The sequence below is a fragment of the Methylobacterium sp. Leaf113 genome (assembly GCF_001423325.1).
Classification (GTDB): domain Bacteria; phylum Pseudomonadota; class Alphaproteobacteria; order Rhizobiales; family Beijerinckiaceae; genus Methylobacterium.
This window is the reverse complement of sequence record NZ_LMNJ01000013.1, coordinates 73,058-90,769: the sequence shown is the minus strand read 5'-3', so window position 1 is coordinate 90,769 and position 17,712 is coordinate 73,058. Positions and strand designations below refer to the sequence as shown.

Genomic DNA, 17,712 nt, shown 5'->3' with positions numbered 1-17,712 from the left:
CTACAGCGGCATGACCTCGACCTACACCGGGGGCGACCAGCTGGATGGCGGAGCTGGCTACGACGTGCTCGCGCTGACGGGCCCGGGCAGCTTCGACCTYGCAGGGCTTGCCCAGTTCACCGGCTTCGAGGAGGTGCGCTTCACCAACGTCACCTCCAGCTATGCCAGCCTGACCCTGCGCGACGGCGTGGATCTCAAGGTCACTCTCAGCGACGGCACCACCACGCCAGGTGGATCGACGGCCTTCCCGAGCGCGGGTGGGGTCTCGGTTACGCTCGGCACCGGCCGGGTCACGCTGCAGGGTGGGAACGAGAGCGACCAGATCTCTGCTAGCGCTCCGACCAAGCTGCAGGCAGGCAGCGTCATCGACGGCGGTGCGGGCTACGACACCCTGAGCCTGTCCACCCCCTACAACTCCGGCTCCACGCCCGGAGCCTTTCCCAGTGTCGACRCAGTCTACGACCTGACCAGCATCAGCCTCAGCCATGTTGAGAGCTTGAATGTATCGGGCGGTATCACAGGAGCCGGCAAGACCATCGTTAAGGTGGACGCTGCTACTCTGGCCGACGTCACCAGCATCAACCTGACCAGTTATACCTCTGGTGTAGAGCTGGTGGCTGATTCGCTGGGCAGTGTCAGATCGATCAATCTCAATGGCTCCAACACGTCTCTCACGACCACGGCTGCCAGCTTCGATCTGACGTCGAAAAGCATCTACGGCAGCATTGGCACCATCAAGAGCTCGAACGCGGCGGGGACCACCTTCACCGTCGATAGCGCGGCCACCGCTTACCTGGTGCAGGGTGGGGCTGGGCAGGACACCGTCGTCGTCAAAGGCCAGACGCTCACTGCGGCCCAGCGCGATCAGATCTTCACCGGGTCGGTCGAGACCGTCACCGACGCCTCAGGCACCTATTCAAAATTTGGATCCGGTACGGGTAATGTGCCCCCAAGGGGTGCGCCAAACACCACGATCTCACGAGTTGATTTGGATGGATCACACATCGTTGCCAAGTACGATGCCAACGGCATTCTTGGTAACGTCAGAAAATCTCATCTCGATGGTTCGTCGGAGGCTCAGGCCTACACCGCGGGTCTCTTGACCCGCGAGGTCGTAACCTATGCACCGGGCGGGACGGAGATCTCAAACACCAAGGTGTTCAACGCCGCTGGCCTGCTTACGAGCGAGACGCAGTTGCACACGGACCTGACCAAGGACGTATTCCTGTCGAACCTGACGGGTCGGAGCTACGTGGCCGAGCACGCCAGCTACAACACGGCTGGCCTGCTGGTGGAGGCGACGCGCACCCACACCGACGGCTCGCTTGATTACCACTACGTGCGGTCCAGCGAYGGCACCAAGACCACCGAGCAGTTCGATGCCGGCGGCATACTGAAGTCGCATGTGGTTCTGAGCACKGACGGTTCGTCGGAGGCTCAGGCCTACACCGCTGGCCTCTTGACCCGCGAGGTCGTGACCTACGCACTGGGCGGGACGGAGATCTCCAACACCAAGGTGTTCAACGCCGCCGGCCTGCTTACGAGCGAGACGCAGCTGCACGCGGACCTGACCAAGGACGTGTTCCTGTCGAACCTGACGGGTCGGAGCTACGTGGCCGAGCACGCCAGCTACAACACGGCTGGTCTGCTGGTGGAGGCGAYGCCGGCGGCATACTGAAGTCGCATGTGGTTCTGAGCACGGACGGTTCGTCGGAGGCTCAGGCCTACACCGCTGGCCTCTTGACCCGCGAGGTCGTGACCTATGCACCGGGCGGGACGGAGATCTCCAACACCAAGGTGTTCAACGCCGCCGGCCTGCTTACGAGCGAGACGCAGCTGCATGCCGACCTGACCAAGGACGTGTTCCTGTCGAACCTGACGGGTCGGAGCTACGTGGCCGAGCACGCCAGCTACAACACGGCTGGTCTGCTGGTGGAGGCGACGCGCACCCACACCGACGGCTCGCTTGATTACCACTACGTGCGGTCCAGCGACGGCACCAAGACCACCGAGCAGTTCGATGCCGGCGGCATACTGAAGTCGCATGTGGTTCTGAGCACGGACGGTTCGTCGGAGGCTCAGGCCTACACCGCTGGCCTCTTGACCCGCGAGGTCGTGACCTANCGGCGGCATACTGAAGTCGCATGTGGTTCTGAGCACGGACGGTTCGTCGGAGGCTCAGGCCTACACCGCTGGCCTCTTGACCCGCGAGGTCGTGACCTACGCCCCGGGCGGGACGGAGATCTCCAACACCAAGGTGTTCAACGCCGCCGGCCTGCTCACGAGTGAGACGCAGCTGCACGCGGACCTGACCAAGGACGTGTTCCTGTCGAACCTGACGGGTCGGAGCTACGTAGCCGAGCACAACAGCTACGACGGGAATGGCGAACTGGAGTTTGCGAATCAAACGAATCTCGATGGATCGCATATACAAACGGCCTACCAAATCGGGCAGACACTTGTTTCGACGGCAGGCGAAGCTGATACCTTCAAGAGTTACGCTGCTGATACGTTCGTCTTTATTTCGGGTTTCGGGAGGGATACGGTCACAAAGTTTCACGCAGGCTCGGGCAATGGCCATGACACGCTTTGGCTTGACTCTGCTCAGGTCTCAAATTTTGTGGAGATTCAAAGCCACATGACGGCTATTGGATCAGACACGCTGGTGAGCTTGAGCCCTGCTGATTCGATCCTGCTGAAAAATGTGCAGATTGCCTCACTGAAACTAGAAAACTTTCATTTTATCGATCACGGACTGTTCCATGTCTGATGCAGTTCATGGATTGTCTGCAAGACAAGAGGCCAGAAGCTGATGCCTGATGTAGCCCAACGACGGGTGCTGGCGCAGGTGACCTAGGGAGGGCCAGATCCAGGCCGGCACGGCGTGGTACGCTTGAAGGTGAAGGATCAGCCCGCCTGGGTCTACGCCAGCCCCGGCGTAAGCCTCGACGAGAGCACGCCGGGCCGCTCGATCAAGACTCTTGGCTTTGCCAAGCTGTGGGTGCGCCCGTGCTACCGCGAGCAGGATTCAACCGCCTCGGCGGCCTTGAAAAAACCTGTCCGCTGCTGCGAGCACGATCCGAGCGGGCTTGCCGCCTAGAGCAGCCATTGAGCTGCCGTGGTAGGATGAGGCTCGGATCGGCCAGAAGAGTACCCTGCCACGTTGATGGGTCAGCCGCTGGGAGCTTCCTTCGGCACCCAAGGATTATAGGTGTGACGAGCTGCCGAACCTCGACTTCTCTCGAGGAATGTTAGGCGCTATCGAGAATTCCGTCGTTGCCACTGACTCATCGGCAGCTAGGCTCTTCGCCAGAAGCAACCGGGATGTTGCCATTTCGTTCTTGCCTTCGAGCCACCTATGCGAGATGATGAGAGTGTACATGTTGCCAACGCCACGTCCGGTTTGGACGTTAGTTTATAACAGAGCTGAGTTCGGAAGCTGGTTGACCCACCAGACTGACAGCTGACCCGAGAATTTTATGCCACGCACGAGCCGAGTGGCGGCGGCAGTGCCGCCCGAGAAAACCTCACCAAGAACATGGCTTTCGAACCCTGCTGCTTGTCTCACCGAGGCGGACGTGAGGCAGAAACCCTCAAAGGGTGCTGGCGATAATATCCTGGAGGCTGCCGAGAGCGCGTTGATGCAAAAGGCCGTCGCAATGGCGCTTGGCGGTAACTCTACGATGATGCGGTACTGTTTGGATCAGCTCTCGGCATGGCGAATGCGGACCGCGGGATTTATGCTGCCGGAGATCACCAAGATGGAGGATCTTTCGAAGGCAACCTTGGGTATTCTGGAGGCTGCAGCAGCCGGTGTTATTACCTTTCCGGAAGCAAAGGAACTTTCAGGCCTCGTCGCTGTCCATGCTGAGGCGATGCGAGATGGCGATCTCGCTTTGCGAATAACCGAGCTTGAGGCGCGGCAGGCCCGATGAGTAGTCGACGCGCATTAGAGCGCCGCGTTCAAAGCTTAGAACAAGTGGTACGTGCGCAAGGTCGTTGGTTCATCATTGAGTGCCTCGATGGTGAGGAGGACAGTGGGCGGATCGATAGGATATGTAATCAATTAGAACTAGAATACGGGCCGATAAGTTCTGAAAAAGACCAAATAATAATCAGGCGCGTCTTCGGCAATGTCGGTTGTGTTTCTGATATCGTGTTGGTAGTTCCCATAGATATTTGATAAGAAAAATTCTGGAGAGCTGTGAGAACGCGGTCACTCTAGTTGGAATAGCTACGTTCCTGCATCTCGCCTTTGACGGAACCGAACGCCGGCTCCTCCCCCATTTTCGGGGATGAACTCGATACCCGCAACTTCCAATGCCTGCCGCAAAGCGGATATGGTGAGCCCATGAGCGCCAAGGTCACCAGGCTTCGCCTCTAGGCGTTTAATGGTTGGCAACGAAACGCCTGACGCGAGTGCTAGATCCTTCTGTTCCCACCTCATGAGGGCACGAGCCGCCCGCACCATTTCGCTGGTTAACATTCAATTCTCCCAATACCTAGGGTCTCAAATGATGCTTCAGGTATTGACAACGCCGACGGAGACGTGATACTCCAGGCATTGAATGCAGGAGGTGCTCATGTCATCCCGTCGATCAATTTCGTGGTTCTCCGCGCTTCAAAGCTTGCGAGCGGATCGCGAGCAGACATCTCCCGGAGAGCGACGCATTCGCCTACAAGCTGCTGCTTTCGCTAAGCTGGCTTTCCATCGCGCACAAGCGGCAGCCAGCGTTTGCCCTATGGTTGTCTCCGGGGCCTACGATCGACAAGCCATCATGCGTTTGGCTGCCGCAGCAGCGAAGGCACGGCGTACTGCAACTGGCGAGAATTGGCGCATATGTATCTCTGCTGCGCTTCAAGGAACCTGGGCCGCAGCCAAAGCTCTTCATCCATTTCTGGAACAGCAGCAGAGTTATTGCGTCGCGAGCACGGATAAAATGGCGGTTCGCGTCAGGCCGCGGTCAACGTCCCCAGCAGCGCGTCTGGAAAATTCTTTACAGGCTGTGGATGCATCATCCAAGCAATCGCCGCGGATGGCGTTGAGCCGCAAATCTCTCCCGCGGCCCATCCTACTGGAACGGGTCCCTAAGGCTACGTTCAGAGCAGGGCCGTTGCCACGAGCATGATCGGTAATCGAACGTAACGCGTGCCGCTGTCCACCTGTCGCGGCCGCCTGATCTTCTCACCAACCCCACTTAGCCGGAGGCTCACCATGCCCCACAGCAAACCGCGCCGGAGCGCGGCCGATCCCGCACGTCCAACGGTGGCTTCCTTGGGGCTCCAGGTGAAGCTCGTAGTCCGTGAGGACGATGAACAGCTCAGAGCGTTGATCGAACTATATCAGCAACTTCTCTGCGATTGGGAGCACCTATCCTATCAGGCACTGAAGGCGCTTGCGGACCGTCCGACTCTGAAAAGTGAGCGCCATGATGCCGTACGTCGCGCTTGAGGACGTTGGCACAACGCGACGCGGGGCTTTGTCGAGCCGCCGTCGGCTGCAAGCTTGGGAGCGGACGGGCGGAACGTGCGTGGTTTGCGATCGCCGCATCGACGGTGTGCGAGACCGCTGGATTGTCGAGCATATTCGGGCCCTCGAACTCGGTGGTCCGGATGAGATCCACAATCTCGGGCCGGCGCATGAGGCGTGCGGGCGTGAGAAGACACGTGATGATCACGCGCGGGCTGCCGAAGCAAAACGACAAAAGCTCCAGCATTTGGGTGCAGATGTCACCACGCGTCCGATGCCCGGATCACGGGCTTCTGCTCTCAAGCGCAAGGTCGATGGAACGGTTGTCCGTCGGGAGGAGCATACACGATCTCGCCCCCCTTCTGTGTATGTCGAGTCTAAACCGGGAAGCGATGAGGCTCAAGCATCTGCCGCAAAGCCGTTCGTGGTGGACGCCGTGACCAATGAGGCGGAACGCCTTTGTCCGCGGGGGATACTTTCGGATAAAGAGATCGCGGCAGGAGCGGTGGATCAAATGGCGAACCGAGGGACAGCGAAGGGAAAACTGGCAAGCCTGAGCCAAGGCGATGCATCGACTTCAGGAGACGTCCTACCTGCGATCCCGGCTCACCTCGACTTTCTGTTCAACGACCCTCCCCTACTACCAGGCGAAGATCCAGATCAGTACGAGACCCTCCTTCGCAGCATCATTCATGAGATCCACCCTGCTGACGTTATCGAGGCGCTCTGGGTCAAGAACATCACTGACCTGATCTGGGAGGCCAATCGAATTCGGCGCTGGCGGAGGCAAATTCTGGTCCAGGCTCAGCTGCAAGCAGCCGAGGATTTGATCCAGCCCGCCCTCCAGAATGCGGATCCCATGGGGTTGAACCAGTTCGTGGCGCCATCGGCTCATAGCCTCGCCTCAGGATGGATGGCTGGCCGCGCGGAGCAGCGGGCCCGAGTCGACGACCTGCTTCAAGGTCGGGGTCTCACTGCAGAGAACGTCGCAGCGCACGGCTTCCTATTGAATCTGCCCTCCATTGAACGCATCGACAGAATGGCTTTTCTGGCCGATCAACGTCGAGATGCACTCCTCCGAGAAATTGAGCGCAAGCGAGAAGGCTTCGGCCGGCTTGCTCGGAAAATTGCTGCAGACGTGCTTGACGTCGAGCGCCCCGGCGAGCGGTGAGCCATGCTCTTCGAATTTTGAGGCAGTGATGACGTCTGAGCGGGCCAATCATGCCAATCGCCGCAATTCCGTGAAGAGCACAGGTCCCCGGACACCTTCGGGGAAGGCGCAGTCGAGACAGAATGCGCGTAAGCACGGCCTCTCAATTGTCGATTCTAATCATCGAATGGAGGCGGAAATCGAGCGTTTGGCTGGGCTAATTGCAGGGAGACACGGGTGCAAAGTCGCCATCTTTGAGGCCGCTCGTACTGCCGCTGAGGCGCAGGTTTATCTCCAGCGGGTACAAGCATTCAGGACCGCGCTACTGCAAAGTGGCGTAAGGAATGGGGAATCGGGAGCCGAAGCAGGTCAAGGCGTACCAAGCAAATACCTGACGGAAATTTTTGCCCAGCTTGAGCGATTAGACCGGTATGAGACTCGTGCTTTGTCGCGACGGAAATTTGCGTTTCGCCGCTTTCTTGCGCTCGCTAATTGTTAGTCGATCCTGAATCACCGTGCCAGGAGGGCGGCCTGATCTTCCTTGGCGAGCTTGAGCAGATTCTGGCCGTAGGCGGCCTTGGAGAACAGGTTGCCGCGGGCGATGAGCTGGGCCTTGCTGATGAAGTGTGAACAGCGGGTCGACGTTTTAGCAGAGACGACGGCCTGTTCGGCCTTGAACCGTTTCCGCGTGCGGGCGATTTGCCCCTCCAAAATGAGGAGGAGCGATAATGGTGGGCACGGACTAGACGAAACTTGAGCTGCTTATCGAGGCGTGCCGGCCCAAGGGTAAGACCCACGCCGCAGGATCTGCGCCGCACGATCACGGGCATCCTCTGGCATCATCAGAACGGAGCCAAGTGGCGCTCGATCCCCGCCGAGCTGGGTCCCTTGGCGCGGGCGGCTCAGACCTTCATCCGATGGGTGCGTCTGGGGACCTGGGAATGGTTGCTGCTGCCTGCTCAGCGTACTGGGGTACAGCTCGGGATGACCTTCCTGGACGGCACCAGCATCCGCGCACATCAGAAAGCCGCGGGAGCTTGGCGAAAGGGGGGACACAAGCTGAGCGGGACAAGCGTGAAGCCTGGGCCGTTCGCGCGGTGGCTTTAGCAGCAAGGCCTGTGTGATCGCTGACAGGGTCAGTCGCGCTGTCGCCTTCATCCTGGCTCCTGACCAGGCTCACGAACTGCCCCATGCCATCCCACTGCTCGATCGACTGCCAAGCGTGCTGACCCTGACCCATCAAAGTGGTCCGCGCTGAGCGCAAGTTTTTCGGGCATCCTGAACCCTGAAGGAGGGTGGATGCCATGCCTCGCAAACGCTTCACGAATGAACAGATCGCCTTCGCCCTGCGGCAGGCGGAGAACGGCGCGACGGTGGACGAGGTCTGCCGAAAGATGGGCGTCTCCGAGCCGACGTTTTATCGCTGNATCCTGAACCCTGAAGGAGGGTGGATGCCATGCCTCGCAAACGCTTCACGAATGAACAGATCGCCTTCGCCCTGCGGCAGGCGGAGAACGGCGCGACGGTGGACGAGGTCTGCCGAAAGATGGGCGTCTCCGAGCCGACGTTTTATCGCTGGAAGAAGCAGTTCGTCGGCATGGGCGTGCCGGAGATCCGACGGCTCAAGCAGCTGGAGGACGAGAACAGCAAGCTCAAGCGGCTGGTCGCCGATCTGACGCTGGACCGCTCGATGCTGCAGGACGTCCTCAAGCGAAAGTGGTAAGGCCCGCCGCTCGCCGCGAGGTCGCCGGCCACCTGCAGGTGGTCTACGGCATCAGCGAGCGCCGGGCCTGTCTGGCCACCGGCTTCGGCCGTTCGTCCCAGCGCTACAGGAAGCGCTCGGACCCGCAGGTCGCGCTGCGGATGCGGTTGAAGGAGCTGGCTGCCGCACGGGTCCGCTACGGCTACCGGCGGCTGCATATCCTGCTGCGACGGGAGGGCTGGGAGGTGAACCACAAGCGAACCTACCGGATCTACAGGGATGAGGGCCTGTCGATCCGGTCCAAGCTGCCCAAACGCAAGCGGGCCTGGCGATATCGCCAAGGGCGACCAGCGATCGGTGGGCCCAACGAGGTCTGGGCGATGGACTTCGTATCCGACCGCATCTTCGACGGGCGTCCGTTCCGGATCCTAACGGTCGTCGATTGCCATACGCGAGAGGCGCTCTCACTCACGCCGAGAGCCAACTTCCGCGCCTTCCAGGTGACCGAGGCGCTCGCTGCCTTGGTCCGGCTGAGGGGGCGGCCCAAGAGCTTGCGGGTCGACAATGGGCCGGAGTTCGCCGGCCGCATGCTCGACCAGTGGGCTTACCTGAACGGGGTCGAGATCGACTTCTCTCGACCGGGCAAGCCGACCGACAACGCCTACATCGAGTCGTTCAACGGTCGCCTACGAGCGGAATGCCTGAACGCTTCGTGGTTCCTGTCGCTGGCGGATGCTCGCGAGCGCATTGAGGACTGGAGGTGCCACTACAACGAAGATCGACCCCACACGGCCCTTGGCGGCTTGACGCCCCGAGCCTTCGCCAACCAAGCTGTCACAGCCCGAGAACTTGCATAGGTCGTGGACCACAAACGGGGTCAACTCCAGCAAACTGATCCACCAAACCCGGCGAAGAGCCACTTTTCAGGGGGCAGGCCATGCAGAAGTAGGTGATAACCGACCGCGGCTATGCCAGCCACGCTTTTCGCGAGCAGATCGGGAAATAGGGTTCTCTCCCCGCGATTCTACCGAAGTGCAACAAGGCTCACGTCGCCTGTCCAGACCGAATCTACAGCAACCGCAACCCGGCCGAGCGGCTATAGACTCATTTAAAAGAATTCCCTAAAATCGCACCGCACTATGGGAAGGCGACCCCAAGTCTTATGGGTGTTCTTGCCCTCGCAGCGGCTCTCGACTGGCCTAAGAGCTAACAGGCCGTAGCCTGAATTGACTTGACTTTCGTACCATCGCCGACTTCTGCAGCCGCCATCTCGCTGCCTTCTGCGACCTGTTTGTGCAGGTGTAGCGCCCTTGTAAAACGGCCGGTTTGGTGAAGTTGGCTCTCCCTTGGATGGGCGGCACTAGGCTGCAGGCGAGCGCATCACGCCACAATTTCTGCTCCTTAAACCGGACCCGTAATTTCGTCCAAGTGTCAACCTACACCGTGACAAGCGCGCTCATCGGAACGGAAAATGCCATCATCAACTTTGCCGAAAAGCTCAAAACGTAGCGACCTTGGGGTTTATGCTGAGGTCATCAGGGCCTTAATGCTCCGTGACATGCGCACGCGCTTCGGTGGTTCTTATTGGGGCTATGTGGTTGTCGTTCTCTGGCCGGTGGCCCACATATTTCTGATGGTCGCGATTATGTTGTTCCGAGGCGTTCCATCGCCAATGGGTAATAGTCCAATACTATTTGTAGCGACAGGTGCGGTTCCTTCACTAGTATTTCAGTACACTTCACGTGAAGCGATGAAGGCAATCGTTGTTAATAGGCCATTGATGTATTATCCACAGGTCAAGGCCTTCGATATAATGGTGGCTCGATTCATCGTTGAAACCATTAAGGGCTTCCAAGGTCTTCTAATCGTTGTCGCGATACTTTTGTTCTTAGGTGTTGACCCCACGCCGGCCGATCCCGCAATGGCAATTGGAGGGTATTTTATGGCACTGCTTCTAGGGCTTGGTATGGGAGCAGTAAACATCGGTATCATGTCATTTTTTCCAGGATGGCTATGGGGATATATCGTAGTAACGATTCTCATTTATGCAACGTCAGGTGTATTTTTCTTGCCTCATATGCTTCCTAGCGAAATATACGATCTTATGAAATGGAACCCTATAGTACAAATCATTGAATGGGTTCGGCTGGCCTATAATCCTTCTCTTGGAGTAAGGGTAGACTATCCCTATGTTATTGGATGGGGATTAGGGTCTCTATGCGTTGGATTGTTAATGGAGCGAACTATCGTTCGCCGATATCTTTGATTCCATACTGTTGGGCGGTAAATAGATACGTTGCTTTGGCCAAGCTTGGCGAGCAAAAAGGTGATCCTCAGAGCCCTCCCTGATTGGGGTTCGTGAGGCAAGCGTCTCCCGATCGATGTGTCCTGGTCCCAATGTATCGCTCCCGCGGGGCACGCGCTTCGCTTCGCGGTCGGCGCGGAGCCGCAGCATGAAGGGGGGGGCAGGAGAGCGAGGCGTCTCAATCTGTTTCACGACCTGACCTGCTGTCGCGGGCCGGTTCGGGGCTCTTAACGAGATCGCCTCGCCCATCGTCCCCACGGGAACGATCCGGGTCACTCTTGGAGGTGAAGTCTGGCCTGCCAGCGTTCAGTTTGATCGGACCGGCGTGTCTGGGGCAGGCGGCGCCCGCGATGGCCGGCGCCTGCGCTTTACCAAAACGGAACTCGGTCGCGTTGCTCTACATCCGGTGCAGGACTACGGCGAGCTTGTGCGCAACCGCCACGCGGGCCCGCGCCATGCCACGATGCTTGACGATCTGCAGGCCTCAGGAGCGCAGGCTCGACCATTTGCGCGAGCGCGTCAGCAGAGAGTGCGCGGCCTCGTAGAGCGCGGTGCGGGCCAACTCGTCGCCGCAGCGGCTGACATTACCCTGGATGTCAGTCTCGCCTGACTGGTAACGGGATGGCGTCAGGCCGAGATGAGCGCCGACGTCCCGAGAGTGCCGGAACCGCTCCGGCCGGTCGATGGTGGCTCGGAGAGCGAGTGCAGTGATCGGGCCGACGCCCGGCACGCTCATCAGCCGCCGGCAGACCACCTCGTCCCGCACGATGACGAGAACCTGACGGGTCAGCCGGTCTAGCTGCTCCAGCATCGTGGCTAGGATCGCCAGCAGAGGCGTGACGAGCGGCAGGATCAGGGGATCGTCGCCGGCCAACTCTCGCACGCGCCCGGCAAAGGCGGCGCGGGCCGGGGTGCCGAGCTTGATCCCGCCCTCGGGCAGGATCGCCCGCACCACGTTCTCGATGGCGCATCTCATTGAGAACGGTGCGCCGCGCCAGCAGCAGCGAGCGCCAGAGCCTGGACTGCGCGACTTGACGTGAACCTGCCGGAACCAGCCTGTCCGCATGATCTGGGCGAGCGCGCGGGCATCGGTTGCGGTCGGTCTTGTTGGGCATCGTCTTCATGGTCGCGTTGGCAGACCGTGTCTCGATGCAGACCGCTTGCAGACCCGCAGCGCGCAGTTCATCGTGCAGCCACGCTGTGAGCGAGCACGCTTCCAGGCCGACACGCTCCAGCGGTGGGCCGAGTTCCGCCAGGCAGCCATGAGGGCGGAAGGCTCGGCTTTCGGCCCGCGTCTCCTTGATGATCCTGCCCATCTCGTCGACCAAGCAGAGCGCGGTCTCTTCCTGGGAGACGTCGAGTCCGGCAATGAACCGCAATGAACGCCTTCATCGTTTGAACGGGCGGTCGAGCTCCGCCATCGCAAAATACGCCGATGCCTTCCTCAGGATCTCGTTCGCCTGCCGGAGCTCACGAACCTCCCGCTCCAGCGCCTTGATCCGCTCGCGCTCGTCCGTGGTTGGTCCGGCCCGTACGCCCCGGTCGCGCTCGGCTTGCCGAACCCAGTTCCTCAGCGTCTCGCCCGAGCAGCCGATCTTCGCGGCGATCGATTGCATCGCGGCCCAGGGCGAGCCGTACTCGCCCTGGTGCCCCTGGACCATCCTGACCGCCCCCTCGCGGACCACAGGGGAGAAGGGTGGGATATGCTTCGTCATAATGGCTCCAGTCTCTCAGGAGTTGGAGCCTCCGAAAATCCCGGTGCGGTTCATCAGACACGTCAGCCCGATTTCGACAAAGCGGCTTACCGGGAGCGCACCAGGGTCGAGCGGCTGATCGGACGCCTCAAACAGTATGGCCGGATCGCGACCCGCTATGAGAAGCGGGCCACAAACTACCTCGCCATGGTCACACTCGGCATGACCATGCTCTGGCTCACATGACTTTGCAGAGACGCCCTAGTGCACTGACTCAGACGGATGGATCAGGGGATCGGCTGACGGCTGCGAGGATGCTGGCGGCGGGTTTGGTCCAGACGAAAGGTCTGGCGCGTCGGTTGTGCTCGGCGATGTAGCGTTTGATGGCCGCCTGCAGATCGACGACGCCGGTGAAGGACCCGCGTCGCAGCCGACGCCGCGTGAGTGCTGAGAAGAAGCCCTCGACGGCGTTGAGCCAGGAGGCCGAGGTCGGGGTGAAGTGAAAGGTCCAGCGCGGGTGGCGGGCGAGCCAGGCGCGCACCTTCGGATGTTTGTGGGTGGCGACGTTGTCGAGGATCGCGTGGATCGCCTTGCCGGGCGGGACGGCGGCCTCGATGGCGTTGAGGAAGCGGATGAACTCACCGTTCCGGTGGCGCTGCATGCAGCGGCCGAGCACGGTGCCCGCCAGGACGTCGAGGGCGGCAAACAGCGTCGTGGTGCCGTGACGGGTATAGTCGTGGGTCTGGGCGGTGGGATGGCCGGGGGCGAGCGGACGGTCGGGGCGGGTCCGCTCCAGCGCCTGGATCTGGCTTTTCTCGTCAATGGACAGCACGACCGCGTGGGCGGGTGGGTCCATGTACAAGCCGACCACATCCTCGACCTTGGCGGCGAAGGCGGGATCGCGCGAGCGTTTGAACGTGCGCAGCCGATGCGGCTGGAGGCGGTGAGCGTCCCAGATCCGCTGCACGGCACGTAACGAGATCCCCACAGCGCGGGCCACGGCACGGCCGGTCCAGTGGGTGACCTCGTCCGGCGGCTCTGAGCAGGTCAGCGCCAGCACCTCGGCCACCGTCTCGGTCGAATGGGGTGGTGTCCCGGGCGGACGTGTCTTGTCGCGCAGCAGACCTTCGACGCCCGCCTCGGCATAGCGCCGCTGCCAGCGCCACACGGCCGGGCGGCTGACGCCCGCTCGCCGAGCGACGTCTTGGACACTCAAGCGCTGGGCCGAGAGCAGGATGATGCGGGCGCGCTGGATATGCTTGAGCGGGCGCGATCGATCCTCGGCGATCACGGTGAGCCGGGTCGTGTCGGCTGCATCGAGAAGTACGCATACCGTCTGAGCCATTGCCCAGACTCGCACGTCTCACCGACTGAGTGAATCCTCCGTCCGCGTCACTGCACTAGGGCGCCGAATGGGGCACGCCAGTCAGTGGGCCGTCCAGTTGACGGAGTTGCAGAGCACAGTCGTCCACACAAGCCCGCCACCGACGACAGTCGCATTATAGGTGGGCGCATTGGCGTCATAAACTACACGGATGTGACCCTGCGTGCTTGCATTGCAAGTTGGCAGCTGGGATACGGCGCTTTGCTTTGGTCGCAGGTGTGAAAGATCTGTTGGAATTAAATAGCTCTGGCCAAATTTCTTGAACGGCAAGTGCCCGTTTATAACCATCCCGTCCGAACCGTCGTTCCACATCACGGTGTTCAAGCTGCCCAGGTCCGAGACCATCGGGATGGTGTTGCAGCAAGGGCTGTCGTCAGCTTTATTGTTCATCACAGAAACGTTGCCTGAACTGGCTCCGAGTTGAATCCAGGCGGTTGCACTGCCCTTGATGTTGAAGCTGTTTGAGGCAACCAGATCGCTTGCGCCGTTGTCAACGATGGCAAATGCGCCAGGAGCAGCTAGGTGGTTGCCAATGATGGTATTGAACCCGCATCCCGATCCACTCTTTAGGTCGAAGATCGGATAGCCCGCAATTGATCCTTCCGAGAGATTGCCGAGGATCGACGAGTCCCGAAGGCAGCCGAAGATGCTTTCATAGCCCCGGACGCCAAAGTGGTTACCCTTTATTGACATGAAATTATTGGGGTATTTGCCGAGCGTGCTGTCGCTTACGATGCCCCGGCCTATGGAAGTATCGATGAAATTGTCGGTGATGCGCCAGCTATTTGAGTTTGCGCCTGCATAGTTAGACTGCGTCGAATTGCCAATATAGAGGCACGACGAAGCCGAAAGGCTTGTTGCGGTTGCGGGATTGCTGCCACAGGCAATGAAAGCATTGTCGTGCACCCACCAGTCCCATGCGTTAATAGCAGAAATGCCGGGGCGTGCATTGTAGAACGAGACGTGGTCGATCTCGACGTTCCATGTACCCCGGCCGGGATTGACCTCTGGCGCCGAGACGACGGGCAGGTTTACGTTGCCGCCATCGAGCGCCAAACCTGTAATGCGAATTCCGGTCGAGGCGCCAGGCGAAAGACTGGCTGTTCCTGGCAAGAGGAAAATTGGGCCGCTTGACTGTACGCGCTGCAGCACGGTCGCCGCTTTATAGCCCGGGGCCTGTGCGGCGCCTTCTAAGGTAATGCCCGGCTTCAAGATAACGGTCGCCCCCATCTTAATTTTTGCAGACACCGTCGGCACCCGGATCGTGCAGCCGCTCGCCGGACAAGACGCTACGGCGGCCGTGAATGCTGGAGAGCTGTCGTTCGCTCCAGTCGCATCAAAGCCGGGGAAATCTGAGACCCAGACCTGATCCTTCGCTCGATCTACAAAAGATCTTGCCCAGCCGCGCGGATTGATGGACAGGGTCGAGACGTCGCTAACCGAAGCAGGCCCTTGCGTTTGCAGGCTGTCTGGCGAGGCAATCTGCTTGTTGCGCTGCGACCGCGAAAAAAGCGCACCTCCCGCTAAGATGATACGCCTCGTGCTATCAATCTGGCTAGGTTCAAGAGCCTGATCCGCGCGAGAGCTGCACGTAACCAGTGCAAGTGCGATGACGAACACTACGAGAATGGCAGGCATCAAGTGATCTTCGGACTAAAAAAGATGCACTCAGACTAAGGCAATCTTTTAAAGATTGCAATGATAAACGGTTGAAGCAGATATCGAAGCATGTGTTCCTTCATCAGCATTCACATAGGGCATTTACGTCGGATTTTTCGTGTTATAAAACGGCGCGATCCCATACCTACGTCATACTTCCGGAGGTGGGCTGGCGCTTGCTAAACGCCGGGCCGGGTGACATCCTTCTGTCTGCAAGCTGGTATAATTTCGCGTGTTTACACGTGACCTTCAGCGTAATTTGGCCGCTTAACAAAGTGTTATTGAGAGTCCGAGTTGCGGTTGCAGTGGAGAGGTCGATGACCGATTTAACCACATTAATTACTAATATATTTTATTAAAGTTGAGGGTTTAATTTTTTGATATAAGCTTTTAGAACGTAAAATAGGAATAATGTGCGAATTTTAATTACTGCTATATTGATAAATTTGTCATTATCAGACAGAAAAAGAGTATAGTTCATGAACAAAAAGCCTTCTCTTAAGGGAAATATAGAAGAAATGGATAGTAAGTTGAGGAACGAGACGGATCAAAATGAGCAATTATTCAAACAATCAATTCCCATAAAGTGGGGTAGCTTCGTTTATAATAACACCTTTAATCTTGGTGATGAAATTCAATCTATCGCCGCAAATAGATTTATTCCAAAAATAGATTATTTTATTGATCGGGATTATATCGCAGATTTTCATCCGCCTGCAGGAGAAAATGTCAGAATCGTCGCAAACGGTTGGTACTCTCACCGAGCGGAGAATTTATTCTTTCAAGATAGAGTTTGCCCTTTGCTCATTTCGGTCCACTTCAGCTCGCTTCAAGGTTTCGGGCCTTTAAAGTTGAGCGCTACCGACCTCATGAGGCATTCAGATTTTTTAGAGCATCTCAAGACTTTTCAGCCAATTGGAGCGCGTGACCTTCAGACGATGCAGATACTGCAAAAGGCAGGCATAGACTCGTACTTCTCCGGATGTTTAACGCTTACGTTAGAAGGAAATCCCAGCATAATACAGAAAGACCTGATTGTTTGTGTTGATGTACCAGGCGCGCTTGTTGAGTTCGTTGCCAATGCATCTAATAGCCAGATATTATGTGTAAGTGCTGTCGATATAACGGAGGGGGTCGTAAAAGAAAGGTTTGCTAAAGCCGAACGTCTGCTCGAGATTTATCAATCTGCGCGGTATGTCGTTACATCACGTCTGCATTGTGCTCTACCATGTCTTGCGTATGGTATACCGGTTCTACTAGTCGACCTCGCTCAAGATCAAGAAAGGTTTAGTGGTCTCCATAATTTAGTGAGGCATGCTAAACTGGATGAAATCTTACGGAAAAACGTAGACTTCGACTTTCGAAATCCTTCTCCTAACACAAATGACTATGTAAAATTGCGTGACCAACTAATTAAAAATGTAAAAGATTTCGTCAATGCGTCTTTCGATAAAACAATCTACGCTTCGAGTTCAATGCAAGATCAATTAAATACACTTGCGTCGATTAATCAAACTTTTCAGTATCAAATTGTTGAAAAAACCGGTGAGCTTGACCGCGCGCGTGAAACGTTAAAAGGTTTTAGTAGCGAGTTCATTGCAACTCGAGACTTATTGTCACAGAGGGATCTTCAGCTGGAAGAGACACGCAGTTTATTGACCCAATCTGCAATCGATCTGAGCGTTACGCGTAATCTCTTGGAGCAACGATCCGACGAGCTCGCTCAGACGCGCGATCTGTTGGTACGTTCTACCGATGACCTCAGTGTAACCAGAGGATTATTGTCACAGAGAAGTCTCGAATTGGATCAAACCCGTGCTTCGTTGGCGCAGTCTACAGGCGATTTATGTGTTACGCGTGAGCTTCTACAGCAACGATCCGACGAGCTTGCTCAAACACGCGATCTGTTGGTGAGTTCATCAGACGACCTCAACATAACTAGAGATTTGTTCTCGAAGAGAAGTCTTGAATTGGATCAAACCCGAGTTTTATTGGCGGATTCTACAAGAGATTTGTGTATTACACGTGAGCTTCTAAATCAAAAATCTGATGAGCTCGGTCAGGCGCGTGATCTGTTGATGGGCTCGGCCGATGATCTTAGTATAACCAGAAAATTATTGTCGCAGAGAAGTCTCGAATTAGATCAAGCCCGCGATTTATTAGCGCAATCAACGATCGACTTGAGTATTGCTCGTGAAGTTTTAGGGCAGAGGGACTTAGATCTAGATCGATACGATTCGATCATCCGGGATCTTGAATTCAGATTAGTTAATAGAGGTATCCTCGCATCGATAGGACGTTATGTCGTTGGAAAGCTTAAGCATGCTAACCTTATCAAATAAAAATCG

Annotated in this window: 9 protein-coding genes, 6 pseudogenes and 1 other annotated feature; of the genes and pseudogenes, 10 read left to right on the top strand and 5 right to left on the bottom strand. The window is 57.7% G+C overall.

Features of this window, described 5'->3' with window-relative positions; translation table 11 throughout:
* The 4 genes and pseudogenes from ASF60_RS24935 to ASF60_RS23610 form a co-directional block, all read left to right on the top strand.
* A pseudogene (locus tag ASF60_RS24935) lies at positions 1-1,678 on the top strand (hypothetical protein); the annotation flags it as partial.
* 1,206 nt (positions 1,679-2,884) lie between these two features.
* Positions 2,885-3,100: a hypothetical protein gene (locus tag ASF60_RS11350; protein ID WP_156634023.1), complete on the top strand. Its 216-nt coding sequence runs from the start codon at positions 2,885-2,887 to the stop codon at positions 3,098-3,100.
* 379 nt (positions 3,101-3,479) lie between these two features.
* Positions 3,480-3,935 (top strand): hypothetical protein, encoded by a 456-nt coding sequence (locus ASF60_RS24395; protein WP_156634021.1) that lies wholly within the window; start codon positions 3,480-3,482, stop codon positions 3,933-3,935.
* Positions 3,936-5,429: 1,494 nt separating this feature from the next.
* On the top strand, positions 5,430-6,641 hold the full coding sequence (locus tag ASF60_RS23610) for an HNH endonuclease signature motif containing protein (RefSeq protein ID WP_082507887.1): 1,212 nt from the start codon (positions 5,430-5,432) through the stop codon (positions 6,639-6,641).
* A 489-nt stretch (positions 6,642-7,130) separates the two neighbouring features.
* On the opposite strand, the gene ASF60_RS25610 is transcribed toward ASF60_RS23610, so the two are convergent.
* Entirely contained in the window at positions 7,131-7,331 is a 201-nt protein-coding gene (locus tag ASF60_RS25610; protein ID WP_056184479.1) for a hypothetical protein, read from the bottom strand.
* Between the two features lie 47 nt (positions 7,332-7,378).
* Here ASF60_RS25610 and ASF60_RS23605 point away from each other — a divergent pair.
* The 4 genes and pseudogenes from ASF60_RS23605 to ASF60_RS23595 all read left to right on the top strand — a co-directional run.
* Positions 7,379-7,845, top strand: a pseudogene (locus tag ASF60_RS23605) (IS5 family transposase); the annotation flags it as partial.
* Between the two features lie 79 nt (positions 7,846-7,924).
* Positions 7,925-8,046, top strand: a pseudogene (locus ASF60_RS23600) (transposase); the annotation flags it as partial.
* A gap of 30 nt (positions 8,047-8,076) precedes the next feature.
* Positions 8,077-9,179, top strand: a protein-coding gene (locus tag ASF60_RS11325) for an IS3 family transposase (RefSeq protein ID WP_156634031.1) whose coding sequence is annotated in 2 segments (ribosomal slippage) — positions 8,077-8,338 and positions 8,338-9,179 — 1,104 coding nt in all. Because the reading frame shifts where the segments join, the coding sequence is not laid out codon by codon here.
* Positions 9,180-9,793: 614 nt separating this feature from the next.
* Positions 9,794-10,588, top strand: coding sequence for an ABC transporter permease (locus ASF60_RS23595; RefSeq protein WP_082507885.1), 795 nt, complete (start codon positions 9,794-9,796; stop codon positions 10,586-10,588).
* A gap of 436 nt (positions 10,589-11,024) precedes the next feature.
* Here the strand turns inward: ASF60_RS23595 and ASF60_RS11320 are convergent.
* A pseudogene (locus ASF60_RS11320) lies at positions 11,025-12,006 on the bottom strand (IS110 family transposase).
* Positions 11,948-12,061 (bottom strand) — a sequence feature (AL1L pseudoknot). It overlaps the preceding pseudogene by 59 nt.
* Positions 11,996-12,342: pseudogene (locus ASF60_RS11315) on the bottom strand (transposase); the annotation flags it as partial. (Overlaps the previous feature by 66 nt.) The pseudogenes ASF60_RS11315 and ASF60_RS11320, both read right to left, overlap by 11 nt.
* Between ASF60_RS11315 and ASF60_RS26155 the strand changes: the two are divergent.
* Positions 12,299-12,567: pseudogene (locus ASF60_RS26155) on the top strand (transposase); the annotation flags it as partial. The pseudogenes ASF60_RS11315 and ASF60_RS26155 sit on opposite strands and share 44 nt — an antisense overlap.
* A gap of 28 nt (positions 12,568-12,595) precedes the next feature.
* On the opposite strand, the gene ASF60_RS11310 reads toward ASF60_RS26155, so the two are convergent.
* Both ASF60_RS11310 and ASF60_RS24385 read right to left on the bottom strand, forming a co-directional pair.
* A complete protein-coding gene (locus ASF60_RS11310) occupies positions 12,596-13,666 on the bottom strand; it encodes an IS630 family transposase (RefSeq protein WP_056184476.1) in 1,071 nt (356 codons plus the stop codon).
* Between the two features lie 81 nt (positions 13,667-13,747).
* The gene (locus ASF60_RS24385) at positions 13,748-15,343 is read right to left on the bottom strand and encodes a hypothetical protein (protein WP_156634019.1); all 1,596 of its coding nucleotides are present in this window, start codon (positions 15,341-15,343) and stop codon (positions 13,748-13,750) included.
* Positions 15,344-15,843: 500 nt separating this feature from the next.
* Here ASF60_RS24385 and ASF60_RS23585 point away from each other — a divergent pair, with 500 nt between their 5' ends.
* Complete coding sequence (locus ASF60_RS23585) at positions 15,844-17,706, top strand: polysaccharide pyruvyl transferase family protein (protein ID WP_082507884.1); 1,863 nt, start codon at positions 15,844-15,846, stop codon at positions 17,704-17,706.
* The last annotated feature ends 6 nt before the right edge of the window (positions 17,707-17,712 follow it).

Excerpts from the sequence above, each read along its gene's own strand:
- ASF60_RS24395 (WP_156634021.1), top strand. The coding sequence starts at position 3,480 with ATGCCACGCACGAGCCGAGTGGCGGCGGCAGTGCCGCCCGAGAAAACC.
- ASF60_RS23610 (WP_082507887.1), top strand. The coding sequence starts at position 5,430 with ATGATGCCGTACGTCGCGCTTGAGGACGTTGGCACAACGCGACGCGGG.
- ASF60_RS23595 (WP_082507885.1), top strand. The coding sequence starts at position 9,794 with ATGCCATCATCAACTTTGCCGAAAAGCTCAAAACGTAGCGACCTTGGG.
- ASF60_RS11310 (WP_056184476.1), bottom strand. The coding sequence starts at position 13,666 with ATGGCTCAGACGGTATGCGTACTTCTCGATGCAGCCGACACGACCCGG.
- ASF60_RS24385 (WP_156634019.1), bottom strand. The coding sequence starts at position 15,343 with ATGCCTGCCATTCTCGTAGTGTTCGTCATCGCACTTGCACTGGTTACG.
- ASF60_RS23585 (WP_082507884.1), top strand. The coding sequence starts at position 15,844 with ATGAACAAAAAGCCTTCTCTTAAGGGAAATATAGAAGAAATGGATAGT.